Below are 18528 nucleotides of genomic sequence, written 5' to 3' on the forward strand. Positions count from 1 at the left end.
ACTCACTTTTATGTCCAAGTTTAGTTCCAAGTAGCTGGATGATTGCTTTCTTCCTCCTACTTGGACATACGGAGGATGAGATGGCGCTGACCGACACCGCACTCAAGGCGCTCAAGCCCAGGGACAAGACCTACACGGTCACCGACGACCGGGGGCTTCATGTGGAAGTGTTCCCGACCGGGGGCATCGTCTGGCGTTACCGCTACCGCCTGAATGGCAAGTACGAGAAGCTGACGCTGGGCAAGTACCCCGCGCTGACGCTGAAGAACGCTCGCCTGAAGCGGGATGAGGCAGCCCAGCAAGTGGCGATGGGAGAGTCGCCGGCAAAGAAGAAGCAGCAGGAGAAGGTGGCCGGTCCCGAAGACGCCACCGTGGCCGACTTCGCCGAACGCTTCTTCAAGGACATCCAGTCACGCGATCGCAAGGACGTGACCATGCCTCGCCGCTACCTGGAGAAGGACATCCTGCCGCACATCGGCAGCAAGCCGGTTCGGGACATCACCGCCGAGGACGTGCGTAGCGTCATCTGGCGCAAGAAGGAACAAGGCTTCGATGCCGCCGCAGGCCAGGTGCGCGGTCTTCTCAAGCGCATGTTTGACTACGCGCTGACATGCGGCCTGATCCAGGCCAACCCGGCCATGGCCCTGCCGATGCGGCACGTCTACCGCGCTGCCGCCCGCGACCGTGCGCTGACGCCGGACGAAATCCGGCAGTTCCTGCGCGCCATGCAGACCTCCAATATCCGCCGCCAGTTCAAGATCGCCTTCCAGTTGATCCTGATGACTCTGGTGCGTAAGTCGGAACTGATGCTGGCGCAGTGGAAGGACGTACATCTGGACGAAGGCGAATGGCACATCCCGGTCGAGAACTCCAAGACCGGCAAGCCGCACATCGTCTACCTGTCCACCCAGGCGCAGACGCTGTTCAAGGAACTCAAGCCGCTGGCCGGCAGCAGTGTCTGGGTGCTGCCGGGGCGTGGCACGTTGGCCAAGCCCTTCGCCAACAATGCGCTGAATCAGGCGCTGAAGGTGTCATTGCAGGGGCAGGAGATTCCCGCCTTCACCATCCACGACTTGCGGCGAACGGCTTCGACTCTGCTGCACGAGCAGGGCTGGCCTTCGGACGTGGTGGAGAAGGCGCTGAACCACACCATCGGCGGCGTGCGCGGTGTCTACAACCGGGCGGAATACGCCGAGCAGCGGCGGGAGATGCTACAGGCGTGGTCGGACTACATCGACGGGCTGGCGCCGTCGGGAAATCTGGTGATCGGCGCTGCTTTGGCTTGAGGGTGGCCTTTTCCTTTTCTGGGTAGGGCCATTGGCCCTTGTGCGCCGTTCCCTTGCCTTTTACTTTGCGTTTTGAAGCTTTTCCGTCGGAGCAGTTGTCAACCATTGGTTGACAACTGCTTCAGGTTCCTAGGTTTGCAGGGGGAAAACGGCTAACCGAGAGAGTCCTACCTGAGGCCCTATAGCCGAACGTAGGTGACGTTGAATTCCTTGCATTGCCGCTGCTGCTGCAAACGGTTGGCGAAGTTGAACGCATCATTGAGCTCGAAGCGTTGGAATACATCCAGGCCACGGCTGAGCACGATTTTCCACCCATGGTCCGTGGTGATGTCCCGGTCATGTTTGGTGCCGCTGGTATCGTAGGCCCAGGTGAACTGAATGCCGACAGTCGTGCAGGCATCTGCGATTTTCCGCATATTTTCCGTCTGGCGATCCCCGTTGAATTCGTCTTCGACGGTGACGACATGCACAGCGAATTCATCCTCTGGACCATGGAGTTTGCTGATGGTTTCCATCAACTCCATCAGGTTGCGGAGCTGGTGAAACATGCGCAAGTAGGGGTCGGTCACGACGATCCGCTTGGCTCCAGCCAGATACGGGCCGAACAAGCTGTCAAAGCTCACACCACGCTGGTTCTCCTGAAAAACCAGATGTTGCTCTTTCAGGGGGTTGTCAGTGGTCTTTGAGCGAGTTAGCTGCTCGACTGCCGGTACGCCTTGAGAAGGCTCGACCGCTGCTGAAGCGCCCTGCACACCTGCTGTTGTCTCGGTCGAATCGTCGGCAGCCACACGGCGGTGATATTGGTTCGGGTACTCGTCTTCCTCCAGCGTATGCACCAGGCGCTCCTGCCCAGCCGCATCCGAATAGGCAAAGCACACTTTTGGATAGGTCGCATCGATGCGAAGCAATTGGTCTTTGACCCGCTTTCGCCCTTCGATGGAACAACGCAGGACCTCTTCGATCTCGGAATCGCTCGCCTGTCCGTCAGGGAACAAGAGCTTCATCAGCCCGGAGAAGGTCTTGTTGATGCCGTCGCGATCTCGCGTGGAGATATCGTCGCCCAGTGTGAACAACGCCTTGTAGCGGTCCGAATGATCGTGGCTGCGCAGCGAGCGCAGGATCTCGGCCAGATAGTCGACCACGAACCCATAGCCCGCAGAGAACATCTCTGCACGAATCACGTCTACCTCCCAGCCCGGGATGTAGCTGTGGATGCGATCGAGGAAGGCGGAATCGTGGAATTTCTCAGGCAACGGATCGAACAGATCGCTGTGCTTGAGCATGTAGGGCACGGTGTGGTCGGTGTTGCCGACGAACACCATGCTCGCTTCAGCCCCGAGCGTTTCCACACCACGCGAAAACGACTTGTTGGCCATGTAGTTCTTCATGATGTCCACCAGCGCCTTGTCCACGCGCTTTTGCTTGCCGGCGAACTCGTCGAAGGCCACCACATCCCAGTACCCCACCAGCCCAAGCTTGCCGGTGCCGTTGTGAACGAACAGCTTGGGAACCGTGACTTCACCGCCAGAGATCAAGATGCCGTGCGGCGAAAATTCCGAGTACACATGCGACTTGCCCGTGCCTTTGGGCCCCAGTTCGATCAGGTTGTAGTTGCGTTCGCAGAACGGAATCAGGCGAATCAGTTGCAGCAGCTTGTTGCGCTTGCCGAACATCTGCGGGTTGAAGCCGATGCTCTGGATCAGCAGATCGATCCACTCATCGGTGCTGAACTGCCGGCGGGCTTCCAGGTAGCCTTCCAGGTCGAAACGGGAGATCTGGATCGGCTTGAGCGAGGCCAGTATCCAGGGCGATGCCGACTTGTCCTCGGTGTATTCGTATTCCAGATCGGCAATGCACCAGACGCCACCCACCAATAGTTTCTGGTGCGATTTCACCGTGCCGGAGTCGATCAATACCTTTTTGATGCCAAGGTTGGCGAACTCGGCTTCATAGACGTCATCTTTGTCGTTGAGCGACACGCTGATGCGGTCGATCACCTTGTGCCGGCCCTTTTCCTTGATCGTCGAGCGCACCAGGCCCGCTTCGTTGCGGTGCACATAGTGCTTGCGCAGGATCTCCCGGACCGTATCAATGCCGGTCTGGATGGTCGCCGCGTCATTGGTCGCGCAGTACTGCCCCAGCAGGTACTCCAGCACATAGGTGGGCACGATGGCGTTGCCCTTGACGGCCTTCACCAAATCTTTGCGCACCACCAGGCCGGCGAAATGCTGGTTGATCTTGTCATCAAGCTGGGTCATGGCTGGTCTCGCCTAGAAATCGAATTCGCTGGTGAAGGATCGGCGGATGGTGTAACGCACTGCCTTGTACTTGGTGTGATGCGAAGTGCCCTCGACGGGCTCTTCGAGCCGCAGCTCGACCTGTTGGTTGTTCGCTGCATCCGCCTTGCGGCTGAGCAGAAGACGTATCGGCAACTCCCGCTCGCGCGGATTGTCCGAGGCGAAATCGAACAACAGCTCATGCTGATCAGAGATCAACTCACCCGCGAGCGTGTACAGGCCTGCACGCAGACGCCGGGGCTGGCGTTTCTCCGTAATGGCTTCACGCTGGTACAGCACCACGGCCAATTGCCCCGTGGTGATGGTCTTGCCCCCATCACCAATGAAATCCACCTCCACGCGGCCTACGTCGCTTTGGCGCTTCTTGTTGATATGCAGAAGCGGGATCACCACCTCCTGCAAGGTGGCACCGCCATGCACGAACCGGCTGCCGGAACCCTTGAGCCGCAGGCGGTTGATGGATTTCGGGATCTGTACTTCCAACGAGCCGTCCAGTCCCAGTTGCGCGGGCTGGAAGGTCTTGAAGCCCGCCCCTTCGCGCAGGCCCTTGCCCAACACGAAACGCCGGTCGCGATAGAGAATCTGCTCGCCCTCTGGTTCGCTGCTGAGAAAGTCGCTTTCCTGCAGCGGGTGATGCTGATAGATAAAGCCATGGTCTGCCGTCAGCAGCAGATTGCTGGCATTGGCGTTGAACAGCTTCTTGATCACCCGAATCAGCTCTTCCAGCGTCTCCTGTGCGGCGGCGAACACGCGCTCTTCGGTATCCCGAGTGTCACCGGTCTTGTCGATCAGGTTGTGATAGATGTAAACCACATCATGGTCACGTACCAAGGCGCGGGAATCTTCCTTGCCCATGGCCAGCACGTCCTTGGCCAGCACCACCGTTGAGGTCGATACCGCAGCGGCCAGTATTTTGCGCCGGTTGGCCGAACCCTGTGCGCTCTGGCCATCGACCAGCACATCACCACTGTCGCCGTCGGCCAATGCGAGGCGCGTGTTCGGCAGCAGCGCCGCCATGCCCAATTGCGTGTAGCTGGGCAACATCGACAGCATCGGCTCCAGGCTGGCCTCGTACTTGTCTTCCTGCCGGATCAGGCTCTGCAGCTCTTCACCCACTTCGTAACGGAAGGCATCGGAAATCAGCACGCACACCTTGGCCTTGCGCTCCAGAAAAGGCTGGACATAGCGTTTGGCAAAGTCACGCTGCAGCGCTGCCGACTCCACCTTCCAATGCTGCGCGGCGTCCACATGCTGTTGCCACTGATTGTTGAGGCGAGCCAGGTAGTTGGTGCTGTACAGATTCTCGATGCTGGTTGCCAGTTGCCCAAGCAGCGATGCCTGCCCGGATTCGCGCAAGTGATGGATGAACTTGCGATAGCGCTGATCCAGCCGGAACCAGTGGGCCGCGTACTTGCGCACACCGTCATCCAGCGAACTCATCTCCAGCGGCGTCGTGTCCAGCAGATGCATGAACTGGGCGGCGTGTTCCAGTGCCAGATACACATGTTCGAAGTTCTCGAACCAATGGCCCTGCCGGCGCTGGCGCACCCATTGCTCCACCTCGGCGGCCGTGATGGTGCGCGCCACCAACGCATGCACCAACTCGCTGAGAACCTTGCGGTCGATCAGCTCGAAGTAATCCAGATCTGCCAACTGGCGATAGTCCAGCGCCTGCAGTTTCTCGTCGATTTGCAGGATCTCGGCACACCGCCCGGACAGCTCCTCGAAACTGGCCTTGTGCATGCGGCTGTCTTTCCAGCGGCGCAGGAACACCAGCGACTCGGCGGACAAGGTGCTGACGCAGGCAGGGTCGATGCTGGTCAGGAAGCTGTTCTTGAACAGCTCGATCACAAAGTCCTGCAGGCCCGGCTGCGGCGAGTCGTAGCCATAGGCACGCTTGATCTGCTGCCACAGATATTCCTTCAACTGACTGCGCTCGATCAGCTTGATGCAGGTATCGCGCGCCTGGGCCAGCTCGGCCAGCAGGGTTTCCAGAATGGCATCCAGGCGAGGCTCGCCGCCCGTGCATACGGCCAGCATCTTGCGCTGCAACTGTGCTTGCGAATCGCCCGGTTGCAGCAGTTTCATCAGGGCGTCGCGGCGCTTGGCAGACTCAAAGAAGACCTGGTGCGTTTCCACCAGCGTGTAGTCGTTGGGCCCCAGGCCCAATTCTGCCAGCCACAATGCCACCTGATCGGTCTGGAAGACCCGCCCGCTGGCCAACTGCACGTCCAGCAGCCAGTTGTGTAGATGGGCAGGCTCGGCCCCCTCCCGGTACAGCAGGAACTTCTGCTGCGCCTGCTCACGCAGCACGCGGTACTTCACGCCGAACTCGTTGTTGGCCAGTTCGATCTTTTCCACCTCGGGCAGCGTCAGCGTTTCGAACGCGCCCCGGAATTCCCGGCGCGTGTCGTACCAGAACACGATGCGCTGCTTGTCGAACAGGTTGGTCAGCGCCTCGTGGATTCGGCTGTTACTCATGTCAGTCCTCGTCCTTTGCAGCCAGGCCCGGAATCTTCTTCAGCGCTCTCTCGAATTTGAGGTAGTTCACCTTCACCCCGTCATCCAGGTCGATCTGCACCTGCTGGGTGGCCAACGGGTAGAGGACGTCGCGCTCGTAGTCTTCCAGCTCGGCCAACACCTTGGCTAAACGATCGGTCTCCTTCAAAGCACGGGTCTTGTCGCCCTGGCTACTGGCCGGGTTGATGCTGATGGCGGCCTGGCGCTCTTTCTCGGTGGCGAGCTTTTCGCGGTAGTCGCGCAGGTAGCGCAGCACCACGCTCACCGTGTCCGGGCGGTAGCGGTGCATGTAGATCAGCGCATTGAAGCTGCCCTTGGGGCTGGAGAACAGCCAGTAGATCGGCCGCTTCTTGTAGCGCTTCACATGGTCGGCGTAGAACTCGCCCAGCAGGTAATCGCGCAGGTCGTAGTTGCGCTTGCACTTGATGTTGAGCGCCAGCTCGATGAAGGCCAGGTTGTCCTCGTAATGCGCATCGCCAAACGCCACGCGCAGGAACTGGCGCAAGCGCAGCGTGATGTCGTCCGCGAACCAGTCGCCATCCAGCAGCGGGATCACGTTGTCGTCATCGGCGGGAAAGCGCGGCTGCGGCACCTGGACCAGGTAATCGGCCAGCGTGTCGCCCTGATTGGCCAGGATCAGCCCCGGCTTGTCCAGGCTGTAGCGGCCGAACATGCAGCCCACGGCATAGCTCACCAGCTCGCGCATGGTGTCGGCCTGCAGCAGGGCTTCCAGCTCGTCTTCGCTCTTGTCGCCGCCATAGCGGTAGTGCGGGTTGCAGGTGAGGGTGATCTCGTTCAGCGGCACCTCAGGCGTCAGCTCGCCCTGCAGGCCGTAGGCGTTGATGAAGATGCGGTTGTTTTCTTCTTCCAAGCGCTGCATTTCCAACGCCATCTCTCGCCAGTGGGTGCGAAGGTTTTGATAGCTGGCCTTGAGTGTGGTTTGGCGGTAATCGACGCTAAGCAATGGGAAATCAGCGAAATCCCAGGATGTTTCAAAAGAATTCCAATCGCCTCGAGCAAGATCAATAGCAGTAGTTACGCATTTGCTCACTGCCGCCTTTTGATGCGGGCTGAACTGATAAGGCAATTTATCTGCGTCACCTGAGTTGTTATTGATGGTTGGATTAATGGCTGATAAAAGATACGCTGTAACGGAAGAGTTGTAGTAACCACAAATTACAGGCAATTCAGCGGCGCTTTCTGAAAATAACGAAGGCGCTCCTGAACTGAAGAGAAATCCGGCTGGCAGGACTCGTATCGCGTTGTAAGTGGAGTTGATGAGAGACCAAGTCAGTCCGGGTTTGAATATTTTGTCTAAATTGAAGTTGTGCGCCCTTACTCGCCCTGACTCATGTAGATCCGTCTGCAGAATCGCGCCATCGTTTTCCCAATTGACGACATGGGAGTAGTTGGCGTACCACTTTCTGGCCTCCCCACCGTTTGCATAGGGGAACCACTTCTTTTCTGACTTCGATGCCTGTTCCCGATTTAAATTGATTCCAATTTTTTGGCTGGAAACTTCATGCCAGTATCGTACGAATCGTTCGTTGTCACCCGTAGCCATCCCGACGCGGGTCGTTGCTACGTCGCGTAGAAAAGAGCCGCCTTCGAAAGCAGCAAAAGCTGGCTCGCTCAGCCAATAAGCAATGGGGCTTGACGCAATCTTCTTGAAGTCAGCTGAAGGTACGCGAAAGAAAACCTTCTCCATAGGCTTTTCGTGCCTGTCGCTCTGGTTCTCAGTCATTATTTCTCTCCCGCCGGAAATACTTTGCGATCAAAATCAATTTCAAATCTATCCGGCACAGGCTTGAACGGCTTGCTCGGTGAACGGTGGCTGCTCTGGAGCTGGCGCAAGGCCTGCACGTCGATTTCGCCGATCACGCAGTAATCGGTGACGCCACCCTTGGCGCACAACACATCGCGTTCCCTGTTTTCATGAGTGTTGCCGCAGGTGAAGCAGGTCATACGTCAGCCCCCTGCGGAGCCGTAGGTGCTGGCATAAGTCGGCTTGCTGGCCATTTCGGAAAGCTCGCGTTCCACAGTTCAATGTTGAACACCTGACAGTTCTCGAACAACTGACGTCTCCAGCGCGGGACGGACATACCCATGGGTGGTAACTTCCTGGCAATCTCATCCGAGAAATTAGGCAGGAGTTCACTGTCTTCCAGTGTGACGAGGTTGACGTAGTGCACAGGCTTCTCAAGGCTTGCCTCAGCCCAGCGGTACAGAAACGTGTCAATGAACTTGGCAGCAAAGGTATCGCTCAGCGTGCCGTTCTGAAGCTCTCCATGGAACTTCTCCAGTCCCTTCGACTGGGCTTTGGGGTTTCCCGGATCTTTCACTTCAACGAAGAGAATTGCCGCTTCAAGCTCCACCACAAAATCGACGCGGTGCATTTGACCGATGCCATGGAAGTTGGGCTGGTCAGCCTTCATCTGATCGAAAACGATGGCGTCGATCGCATCTGTGAAGTCGATTTCCAAGTCGCGTTCGCGAAGCTTCATCTTCCCAAGCCCTCCATCTTGCGCGCGACCTGCGCCTTCATCAGTTCGTTGAAGGTGTCGGCAATGGCATTGGGTTCGATGGCCAGGTAGTCGTCCATGCTGTCTCGGCGTACTTGGCCAGTGGCGGTATCGCGGGACAGTACGTGAAAGCGAACCTGATCTCCCTTGCCCTTCTCCATCAACAGGTCAAACCACTTGAGCAGGACATAGTCATGGGTGGCAAGGATGATCTGCTGGCCGTTGCGGGCCAGCTCCAGCAGAGCCAGCACCAGATCCTTCATCAGCTTGGGATTGAGGTTGGATTCGGGCTCATCCCAAAGCAGCGGGCCGGTGGCGCCGGGGTTAAGGCTGCCATTGCTGAGCAGGCGTTGCAGCACGCCAATCTTGCGGAAGCCCTCAGCCGTCATGCCGCAGGACAGGCGTTGTTTGCTGTCGGGCACGAATTTCCATTCAGTGCTGTCCTGGTACATCTGCGCGTGCTGGGCCTTGCTGCGCGTGGCGGCGTCCTTCTCCACGTAGCGGCCAGCCTCGAAGACGAAGCGGCCGTTCTCCAGCAGGTATTGCCCGTCAATCAGATTGGTCAGGCGAGGCACGATGCTGGCAAAGCGTGGATCGAGTTGAACTTTAGCGTCCAGGTCGGATGTGCCTTCTTTGGCCAACTGGTTGGCCAGATCCAGATAGCCGTCGTCAAAGATGCGTTCGATGGTGGGCAGGTCTGGCTGCTCAGCCGTAAGGCCGCGCACCAGTGACAACACCTCTTTGGTCGGAATGAAGATGGCGGGAGAAGCTTCACCTTGTGCGTTGGTGCTGACTTTGACCACCGTGGCGCTGCCGCTGAACTGGGCGGTGATTTCTTGGCCGGATGCAAAGGTGGCGCTCAGCATGGCCTCGCCGCGTTCGCCCGCGCGGCGCAGTTCGCCAACTTGATCACTCAGCGGGTGATAGAGCCGGCACAGCTTGTGGGCGAGTTGCTCATCAGCATGTTCCCCACGGGCCTCCGGCCCACTTAGCGTCAGAATGGCCTTGAGCAGTTGGGTTTTGCCAGTACCGTTCTCGCCGATGACGATGTTGATGCCTGGCGAGAAGTCAATGCCCAGGTCGGTGAAGGCGATGAAATTTTTGAGGTGCAGCTTGCTGATCATTTCGCCGTCCCTTGTTCGATAGCCTTGACCAGAATTTCCATCTTCTCCGCTTCCGAGTTGCCATCCACCAGTCGCAGATACGCGCCCCGATAGTCCGGCTTGTGTGCGTTCTCCAGCACAAAGGCCGTGGTGGAAACGACTTCGCCGCCAATGCTGTCGAAGGCCCGCGCCCCCAGGTGTGCCATGGAAAGAATGGTGTTCTGGTTGAGGATGCGGCTGCGCAAAGCTTCGAACGACGACAGGAACATCCAGCTTTGCATGGTGATCATCGCCACTGCGCCCCCCGGCAATGCCATGTCCAGGTTGCGCTCGATGAACATCGCAAACAGGTCGGACTTGCTGCTGGGGTAGTTCTCCTTGGCCCACGCGCTCAACCGCCCATTCATGCCCTTGCCGCCCATGTACGGCGGGTTGGCAACGACCACGTGATAGCGCGGGCCCAGGTATTCGGCCATGCGCAGTACGGTCAGCACCTTGCGGTGGGTTTCCGCCAGGAACAGGTTGCCACCCATGTCCTTGGCTTCCAGCGTGGCCAGCGCATCGGCCGCGCTGGCCAACTGGGGCCGGATCAGCGAGCCAAAGTTGTCGGCCTCGCCGAACTGTTGCAGGGTTTCGCGCAGTTCGTGGGTGAAGAGGTCGCGGCCTGTGGCGCTCATGTACTCGCCCAGCTCGTCGCGCTCGAAGCCGACCTTTTCCAGCACGCAGATGTTGGGCTTGATGCGCTTGTTGAAAAAGCGCCGCTGGCGGGCGCGTGCCTTCATGCTGAGCGCGAAAGCAGCCAGTTCGCCCGCGCGTTCGTCCAGCTCGATGCCGTACAGGTTGTGGGTAAGGATCAGCTCCGGGATCTGCGCCGGGTCGACGCCGTCCTCTTCGTACATGGCGTAGAGCAGGTCGAAGGCGTAGGTGAGCATGTGGCCGGAGCCGCAGGCCGGGTCGCAGACCTTGATGTCTTGCGGGCTGCTGATTTTGAGGAAAGCGGCTTCGGGCTTTTCCGGCGGAATGTAGTACGCCATCTGTTCGGCGAGCTTCGAGGTGGGACGGTTGAGCAGCCACAGGCGGCCCAGCGAGTTGTCCACCAGATAGCGCACGATCCAGTGCGGGGTGAAGAGCTGGGTGGCGGCCGGGATGTTGTCCGGTGTGATCTTCTGGTTCTTCTTCAGCCCTTCGAAGACGGCATCCTTCTTTTCCGAGATGTAGAACTGGTACAGCCAGCCGATGACTTCCACGCTTTTGCAGGCATCAGGCGTCATGGCCTCGCGAGTGTAGGCCAGGATGGCGCTGCCCGAGAGCAGGTCGTCGGGCATCAGCAGCTCGGTGTAATCGTCGATGCGCTGGAACAGGAAGGGCATGGCCTGATGCCAGGCATTGCAGGCGGCGACCACCAGCAGGCGATAAGCCTCGCCCTGGCCGTCATGGCTGGGCGCGCGGCCTGCCAGCAGATCGGCGATTTTCTGCTGCACCTGGGGCGGCACCATGTCTTCGTCGAAGTGGCCCATCTTGGCTTCGAGCAGGATCTCCGGCTGGAACTGGCCTTCGGCGGGCGACACCACGCCAATGCGCGTGTAGCGGTTCACATCCATGAAACGCAGGGCGCAGAAGCGGTTGAACCAGGTGTAGGCCACGCGCTCGATGACCGGATCCTGGCCACCGCTTTGCCGCAATGGTTTCTTCCAATTTCTTCACAGCTTGCGGGCTTTCCCGCCGGGCCGCGCTATTGGGCGACAGCACCAGGGCCAGCTTGGCGCTGACCTGCTCACGCAGCGTGCGGCGGGCAAACTGGGCGAATTTCTTGAGTTTGCTGGTGTCCATCAATCGGCCTTCTTGCCCGGCAGCTTGCCCGAGCGTTTTTCGAGTTTCTTTTCGTCGGACTTCACCCGTCGCTCCAGCTTCTTGATGTCCTCTTCCGCCGGCAGGTGCTCCGGTTGGATGCCGCGCTGGCCAAGCATGCCGCGCACGCTGAGGTTGTTCTGCACGTGTTCGTCGGTGATGCGGGTTTCGCCGTGCAGATTCGCCTGTTGCACGTTGTGGTTGGTCATCTCCGTGGCCAGGTTCTTGGCCGCGATGGTGAGGGTTGGCAGGAAGTCCGCCAGCGGCCGGGCCGGGGCAACCCCCAGGCGGTCTTTCATCTTCTGGGTGCTGTTGCCGCCGAACAGGGCGGTATCGCCCCTGGAGCGAATGCGACCGAAGCCGGCGTCGTCCACGCCCCGTTCGTAGATGTTCTGGGACAGGGCTTTTTCCGATTCGCGCAGGCGGTCGCGTGCATCCAGGCGAGCCTGCAGACGCATGCGCTCCTCGATCAGCTCCTGCTTGCGGGTCTGGGTGGCGAAGTAACTCTGGGCGAAAGCGATGGCTTCCTTGCGGGGGTCGCCGTTCATCGCCACGAGGTAGCAGGCGTAGCGGGTGAGCATGAAATCGTCGACGGGGCGCTCGGCACCGCTGCCAAGAGGGACCATTTTCGTGACGCCACGAAAATGGTCGTCCACGCTGTAACCCGTTGATTCACAAGCCTCCATAGCCCGCCGGATGGCGGTCATGAAGTTCTCCCAGCGGGCATAGCCGAGGGGTTCCTGCAGGTCGCGGGCGTACCAGAACTCGATGTTTTCACCGGGAACACCCTGCGTCATTGCATCGAGGTGGTGTTGCATGCGCTGGATGACTTCGTTGGCCATGTCGCTGTCTCCCTTTGCCTCAGATCTGTACCCGATTGCCGGCCTGGATTTCCTTCAGCCAGGCTTCGCGCTGCTTTCGCAGGTAGTCGTCCAGCTCGGCCTCCGACGCCAGCCACGGCTTGGCATAGCTGACCTTGATGGTGCGTGCGGCCACCAGCTTGGGCTCAGGGGCTGGCGTGGATGGGGGCGTCGCACCGCCGGGGCCAGGTGATGCGGGGTGTGGCGCAGGATCGGGCGGTGCAGGCCGGGCCAGTTGTTCCAGTTGCAGCAGCAGCCGGGGGTAGTCCTCGTCTTCAAACCGGCGCAGCTGATCGCGGATCATGGCGATGCGCTTGTGGGCCTGGACGCTTTGCCGAGCGTCGCCGAAGGGCTGGGTGAGCCGCTTGCGATCCGTCGGGTTCAGCTGGCCGAATTCCGCCGCGTCTTGCAGGCGCTGTTCCAGTTCCAGGAGGCGATCATTGGCCTGTTCCTTCTCCTGCGCGAGCTGCTGCGCAATGGCGTGCTGCAGGGCGTCCAGCTGTGGCTTGAGCTGTTGCAGGCGGTTGCCTTGCCAGGGGCTTTTGTCATCCAGCAAACCGCGCACCGCATCGACTTCGGCTGCGCCAACGTAGGCGAAGTTGTCTTCCTGCTCGGTAACCAGCTGGCGTGCCTGATCGTAGATGGCTTTTTGCGGGCTGCGCATGAAGCGCCGCAGCGGGTCGATGGTGTTCTCCTTGGTGTCCAGTAGTGCATCTTCGGCCCGGGCCAGATCCGTCAGGAACCAGTTCGGGTTTTTGCCGGCCATGTCCTTCAAGGTGGTCAGCACCGGTGCCAATGCGCTCAGGAAGGGGTATTGCGCTTTTTGCCCGTGCAGGGCGCTCAATTCGGTTTCCAGCGTTTTCAGTGCATCGACCGTTTCACGGGCCAGTGCCCGGGCTTCGTTGCTGGCGGCGGGCTGGTCGAAGAACTCGGCGTAGAACTCCTTGAGCGTGCGCACCTGCGAGGCGCTGAACTCGATCTGCGGCTCCAGCACCAGCGAGGGATGGGCATGCGTATTGAGCAAGCCGCGTTCCAGCGCATCGTCTTCAAGCGGATTGCTGTCCTGCCGGATCTCGATCTTGCCGCGAGCGCACAACAGGGCCAGGTTGCACAGGATGGCGGCGTGGTACCAGCCGTAGTTCTTGCGCTCGAAGCGCTCAAGCAAGCTCTTGACCGTGGTGCGCACGCCGCCACGGGCATTGCCCTGAATGAAGGCCAACAGCTCCTGCTCCGGCTCGGTCAGGCTGGCGGCGTCGTTGGCCAGCAAGCCGTCCTTAGCCATGCGCAGGTGTTTGCCGATGTCGGCTTCGGCAAACACCACGTCGTCGCGCAACATGCGCAGGTTGGGGTAGGCGGTCTGCACCAGTTGCTCGAAGCCCTTGAGCACGCGGGTTTGGCCGTCTTCGCCGCCAACGTCCACGTCTGACGCGTTGATGATGAGCCTGGCTTTGCCCAGCAGCGCACGCGCGCGAACCTGTAGATCGTTCAGGCGCTCGGTGTTCTGGGAACCCTTGGCGTCGAGAATGCGTTTGACGGTTTCTTGCTGGGTATTGCTGTTCTGGCGGATGTATTTCTCGGTGCGCTTGTGCATGGCCAGGTCTTGCATGAAGCGCGCATCGGCCGGCAGGACCACCCGCAGCTCATCGCGCCCCATGCTTTGCATGCGCTGCTGCGTGAGGAATCCTTCGGAATCGTCAAAGCCATCGGTCAGCGGCGTGACCAGATGGATGGCCAATTCATGCTCGCGGCTGAGCACGCGATCATCGAGCTTGCGGGTATAGGGATAGTCCTGTCCGTGGCTGTGGCTGTGGCGGATCTTGCGCTGCTTGATGACGCCATCGAACAGCAGCTTTTCAAGCTCCTTGGCCAGGTCGGCGTTCTCGATGTCGGTGTTCTTGATTTCCTGTTCGACGTCCTTTTCTTCGTCGGTCAGGTATTCATAGGCATCACCATTGCGCTGAATGTAGGTCTGCTGCTCCAGCAGATTGAGCGCCGCTTCGAGCTTCTTGTGCTGGGCGGGAATGTCCTCGCCAAAGCGCTCCAGCATCAGCACGCTCAGGTTGCGTGGTGTGGCCTTGAACTCCTTGACGTACTTGACCAGGAACAGCGCCTTGAGCACGCGCACGGCGTATGCATCGTTGAGGTTGCGTTCGGCCACGTTGATGGCACTCTGGATGCCGCCTTTCAGCGCACTGCGGATGCCCTCGAACATGCGGTCGAAAGTGGCCAACTGACCGACCGATTCGCTCTCGATCGCCATGGCGACATCGCGAAACACCCCAAGCATGGAGCGCTCGCCGACTGAGTTGGCCTTGCCTTCGAAGCCGTTGTGCAGCGACAGCCCACGAATGGCGGCCTGGAACAGCGGGAACTGGTAGGGAACGAAGGGATAGGCGTAGATGAAATGTTCTTCGTCGCGGAAGTTCTGATAGCGTTGGCCGCCATCGGCAAACTCGAACAGGGTCTTGAAGTTGTTGGCCTGCTGCGCATACACGCCCTGCAGCAGTTGGCGACCGTCATCGTTTTTGGCCAGCAGGCGCTTCTGGATCACCTCGGCCACATCGGCACTGGTGAGTTTGAGCCGGTTGGCAAAGCGGGCCTGGATCTTGGAAAAGTCGTTGCTTTGCTGCTTGCTCATGTCGCCCAGCACGTCGGTCATGTCCTCCTGGGCGGTGACGATGATCCAGGCGCGGCCCTGGCATTTGGTGGCCAGGCTTTCGGCCACTGTCTGCAGGTTTGTCATGAGCTTGGTGTTGTCGGCGATGTACTGCCCGACTTCGTCAACGAAGAAGTTCAGGCGGAAGTCGGCCGGTTGCTGGTCCAGCCAGGCCTTGACCTGATTGCCGAAATCCTCGATGGACACGCTGTACTGGCTGCGGTACTTGTCCAGGATGCCCTTGGCATGCGCGGCGTCTTCGCCCGTGACTTCGGCATAGGCTTTGGCGATGTTGCCGGATTCGAGCAAGGCCTGTTCCCGGCCCCGTTCCCACGGTTTGCTGGCCAGGGCCTGGTAGGCCGCCTTGAACGCTTGGAACTGGCTACGCTCGTCCAGGTCGCGCTCGAATTGCGCGATGTAGCCCTGCTTGCCGTAGTAGCCGCAGGTTTCGTTGAACACCTTGACGAATACCGACAGCAGCGCATCGACTTGGGTCTTGCTGATGATGTCGGCCTTCTGGTCGATGTTGAACAGAATGCTTTTGGATGGAATGGCGACGGCCTGCTTCAGCTTGGCGCGCAGCAGTTCATCGTCCTGATGGATCTTGGGCAGAAACAGATCCAGTGCAGTGCTGCCGCCGACCTCACGGTTTTCCAGCAGCAAGGCCAGCATTTTCAGCAGATGCGACTTGCCCGAGCCGAAGAAGCCTGACACCCACACGCCGTTGGCGACCTGATAGTCGGTATAGGCCTCCAGGAAGTGCTCAAGGCGCTTGGCGACTTCGTCGGTCAGCACGTACTCGCTGAGCTCGGTGTACAGGCTGGCCTCATCGTCTGCCTTGATGACGCCTTCGATCGGGCGGCTGACCGGGCGCTTGAAAATGCCTTTGAGTTCCATCGGGTGCTTCCTCACGCCTGGATGTCGAAAATATTGAATGCGCGGTAGTACTTGTCGTCGTGCAGCAGCCCGAACAACTCCAGGGACGCCCCTTGTTCCAGCGAGTGGCGGTACTCCCCCGGGAAGAACATCACGGTGGGCTTGTCCTTGGCGGTGCTCTGCAGGTTGTTCAGCACGTTGTGCGAGCGGATATAGGGGAAGACTTCACCGACCCCGCTGAGGAACAGCACGTCGTAGTCACTTTGCGCCAGCCGCTCGCCGATCTCCGGGATCAGATGCCCCTTGATGTCCAGGACGTTCTGCAACAGCTCTTGCAAGGCTTCTTTCTCGACCTCCGGCTCGGCAGCGAGAATCTCATCCCACAGATTGCTGCCCTCACTGCTGCCTTCGCGCGCCTTGAGCATGTCGATGGTCAGGTCGTAGAGGTTGATCTCCAGCACCTTGACGCCCCGGCCCTGCAGGCATTCCACTTGCAGGCCTGCCAATGTGTTGACCAACTGGCGGCGCATGCGCTGGATCTCGAAGGCCTCCGATGCCTTGAACTCGCAGATGTAAAAGGGCAGGTCGTTGTTCAACCCCCGCATCTGCAGGAATCGAGGACTGGCAATGACCTCGCGCAAATGGTCGAAGCGTTTTGCCAGCGGCTGCTGGCTGATCTTCTGGCTCATTTCAGCCACCTCTTGATCTCTTGGTCACTTGCTGGGAACACCAGAAGCTCATCGACACCCCGCCGAGCCAGCAGCCGGGCGAGCTGTGGGGTCAGTACCGTTGGCTGGATCAGCAATTGCTCGGAGACCAATTCAGCCTCGCGCAACATGCGGAACAGGTTCTGCCGAAGCTTGCGTTGGGTGGACGGTGCCAATTCGTCCAGTTCGTCATGCCAGAGTGCTTTGGCGCTGACGAAAGCCTCGTAGTCGGCTGCGCTCAACTGCCGTCGCAGAACGAGAAAATTCTCCCGTAGCACTTCCCTGGCAAAGTCACGGACAAAGGCGTAGCGCCGGCAGGCAGCGACCCAGAGCAGATAGGCACGGTCGCGCAAGTTGGAGTCGATCAGGACTTCCAACTCTTCAAAGTCGAGTAGTTCAAGACGCGCGATCAACTCTTTGCTGATACGGGTGGACGCGGCAGCCGTCCTGACCTGCAGCACGTTCCCGCTGCGCACATGCGAACGTGTTTTCTCCCAGTCCCGTGTGGTCACGTAGTGCTCGGCAATCGCCGGGGCTTCGAGTAGAAACAGGCCGCCTGTGGTGAAAGATAGGCGGTAGCGCTCAACCATCATCGCGCTCCTGCCGGGCATCGTCACTGTCGCTGGCTCCGCCGGCCTTGACCCAGGCGTCGACTTCCGCTTTCTGGAATTTCCAGAGCCTCCCCACTTTATGGGCGGGCATGTTGCGCTTGGCGATCCAGGCGTAGACGGTGTCCTTGCTGACCCCGAGGTGTTCGGTGATTTCTTCGACGCTCAGCCAGCGATCGGTCATGGCAATGGGTTCGCGGAAAATTTGTATAAGGGGCCAATTTTACCAGGTTTAACCCGGTTTGACAGGATTTTCCATGATCTTCAGCCGAGGTAAACGGCCACGATTGCCAGTCGATCATGGCCCAGCTCTTGGCTAATCATGAGACGCACATATTTGTCTTGATTGCGCTCCGTTGGGGCCAGCTGGCCTGCAGCTGGCCCACCCGCCGAGGGCGACCTCCACCCCGTCAACGCCTCATACCGCATCTGTGCGTATCGATGCCGCAGTCCATGCATGTTGCTCAGACCTGCCGCCTTGCACTGCCCGTCGTACAGGTGCCGTTGCTGGATGTAGGTCTTGTTCGCCGGGATTAGCGAGCCTAGGCCGGCCAGCCGATGCGCCTCGTCTAACACTATGCGCTGCTCCGGCGTCGTGATCGGCACCTTCCGGTCACGCCCGCCCTTCGCCCATGACCCCTTGATGGCGATGTGGTCGGTGCGGTCGGCATAGCGGGGTTGGAACTTGATGGACTCCTCCCGCCGCAGGCCAAAGGCCGCTTGCAGGCACAGGCTCATGCGGACGTGTGGATCGGTGATCCTGCCCAGCCTGTCACCCAATTCCCTGGCCTTGTTTTCGTTGGTCACATAGCGTCGTTCAGGGATACCCAGCTTGGTGTTGTCCGTCGGCAGGATGCCTGCCTTGCCGACTTTCTCGGCCCACCAACGCAGGTGCGCCATGCGGTTTTTGATCGTACCGGCCGATAGGCCTTCGGCTTGCCAGCGCTGCAACAAGGCTTCGACATGCTTGCCATTGAGCGAGGTGGCCCGCATCTGGCGAAAGCCCGCCTCGCGTAGTTGGCGAGCAGCCAGGGTCAGCGACCGCTGCCGGTCCGCCTGGGTGGCGTGGCTGCCGTCGCGGTTGCGCAGGCAAAGCTGGCGCAGGGTATAGGTCAGGTCGTCCATCGCGGTGTCGTTCCATCGGTTGTCGGGGCTGAGAGGCAAACGGTCAGTGTTTTTGCCAACTCGCCAAGGCGAGATCCCCGAAGGGCAAGGGCCAGGTGCTCAGTTCACCTGTGGCCTCGA

At 59.7% G+C, this 18528-nt stretch carries 14 protein-coding genes; 1 reads left to right on the forward strand and 13 read right to left on the reverse strand.

Annotated features, from left to right (window positions below; translation table 11 throughout):
- The first annotated feature begins 80 nt into the window (after window positions 1-80).
- The gene (locus WAF18_RS01240; protein ID WP_337243497.1) at window positions 81-1286 is read left to right on the forward strand and encodes an integrase arm-type DNA-binding domain-containing protein; all 1206 of its coding nucleotides are present in this window, start codon (window positions 81-83) and stop codon (window positions 1284-1286) included.
- Window positions 1287-1465: 179 nt separating this feature from the next.
- Here WAF18_RS01240 and brxL read toward each other — a convergent pair whose 3' ends face one another.
- The 13 genes from brxL to WAF18_RS01305 all read right to left on the reverse strand — a co-directional run bounded on the left by brxL (window position 1466) and on the right by WAF18_RS01305 (window position 18408).
- Window positions 1466-3544, reverse strand: coding sequence for a BREX system Lon protease-like protein BrxL (gene brxL, locus WAF18_RS01245; RefSeq protein ID WP_337243498.1), 2079 nt, complete (start codon window positions 3542-3544; stop codon window positions 1466-1468).
- Window positions 3545-3556: 12 nt separating this feature from the next.
- Complete coding sequence (pglZ, locus tag WAF18_RS01250; protein ID WP_337243499.1) at window positions 3557-6064, reverse strand: BREX-1 system phosphatase PglZ type A; 2508 nt, start codon at window positions 6062-6064, stop codon at window positions 3557-3559.
- 1 nt (window position 6065) lies between these two features.
- Window positions 6066-7847: a BREX-1 system adenine-specific DNA-methyltransferase PglX gene (gene pglX / locus WAF18_RS01255; protein ID WP_337243500.1), complete on the reverse strand. Its 1782-nt coding sequence runs from the start codon at window positions 7845-7847 to the stop codon at window positions 6066-6068.
- Window positions 7847-8068, reverse strand: a complete 222-nt coding sequence (locus tag WAF18_RS01260; RefSeq protein WP_337243501.1) for a hypothetical protein — start codon at window positions 8066-8068, stop codon at window positions 7847-7849. The genes pglX (WAF18_RS01255) and WAF18_RS01260 overlap by 1 nt, the downstream gene beginning before the upstream one ends.
- Window positions 8065-8607, reverse strand: coding sequence for a hypothetical protein (locus WAF18_RS01265; RefSeq protein ID WP_279993487.1), 543 nt, complete (start codon window positions 8605-8607; stop codon window positions 8065-8067). The genes WAF18_RS01260 and WAF18_RS01265 overlap by 4 nt, the downstream gene beginning before the upstream one ends.
- Window positions 8604-9749, reverse strand: a complete 1146-nt coding sequence (locus WAF18_RS01270; RefSeq protein WP_337243502.1) for an AAA family ATPase — start codon at window positions 9747-9749, stop codon at window positions 8604-8606. Before WAF18_RS01270 ends, WAF18_RS01265 begins: the two co-directional genes overlap by 4 nt.
- Window positions 9746-11410 carry a BREX-1 system adenine-specific DNA-methyltransferase PglX gene (gene pglX, locus WAF18_RS01275; RefSeq protein ID WP_337243503.1) on the reverse strand — a complete coding sequence of 555 codons (1665 nt, stop codon included), beginning with the start codon at window positions 11408-11410 and terminating at the stop codon, window positions 9746-9748. The genes WAF18_RS01270 and pglX (WAF18_RS01275) overlap by 4 nt, the downstream gene beginning before the upstream one ends.
- Before the next feature lie 147 nt (window positions 11411-11557).
- Complete coding sequence (gene dinD / locus WAF18_RS01280; protein ID WP_279993483.1) at window positions 11558-12418, reverse strand: DNA damage-inducible protein D; 861 nt, start codon at window positions 12416-12418, stop codon at window positions 11558-11560.
- Window positions 12419-12437: 19 nt separating this feature from the next.
- The gene (gene brxC / locus WAF18_RS01285) at window positions 12438-15989 is read right to left on the reverse strand and encodes a BREX system P-loop protein BrxC (RefSeq protein ID WP_337243504.1); all 3552 of its coding nucleotides are present in this window, start codon (window positions 15987-15989) and stop codon (window positions 12438-12440) included.
- Window positions 15990-16000: 11 nt separating this feature from the next.
- Window positions 16001-16657 (reverse strand): DUF1788 domain-containing protein, encoded by a 657-nt coding sequence (locus WAF18_RS01290; RefSeq protein WP_337243505.1) that lies wholly within the window; start codon window positions 16655-16657, stop codon window positions 16001-16003.
- The gene (locus tag WAF18_RS01295) at window positions 16654-17265 is read right to left on the reverse strand and encodes a DUF1819 family protein (RefSeq protein WP_337243506.1); all 612 of its coding nucleotides are present in this window, start codon (window positions 17263-17265) and stop codon (window positions 16654-16656) included. The genes WAF18_RS01290 and WAF18_RS01295 overlap by 4 nt, the downstream gene beginning before the upstream one ends.
- Window positions 17258-17467 carry a helix-turn-helix domain-containing protein gene (locus WAF18_RS01300; RefSeq protein ID WP_279993479.1) on the reverse strand — a complete coding sequence of 70 codons (210 nt, stop codon included), beginning with the start codon at window positions 17465-17467 and terminating at the stop codon, window positions 17258-17260. The genes WAF18_RS01295 and WAF18_RS01300 overlap by 8 nt, the downstream gene beginning before the upstream one ends.
- An 80-nt stretch (window positions 17468-17547) precedes the next feature.
- Window positions 17548-18408: a phage integrase N-terminal domain-containing protein gene (locus WAF18_RS01305; protein WP_337243507.1), complete on the reverse strand. Its 861-nt coding sequence runs from the start codon at window positions 18406-18408 to the stop codon at window positions 17548-17550.
- Window positions 18409-18528 lie beyond the last annotated feature (120 nt).

The sequence above is a fragment of the Luteimonas sp. gir genome (assembly GCF_037198055.1).
GTDB lineage: Bacteria > Pseudomonadota > Gammaproteobacteria > Xanthomonadales > Xanthomonadaceae > Luteimonas > Luteimonas citri_A.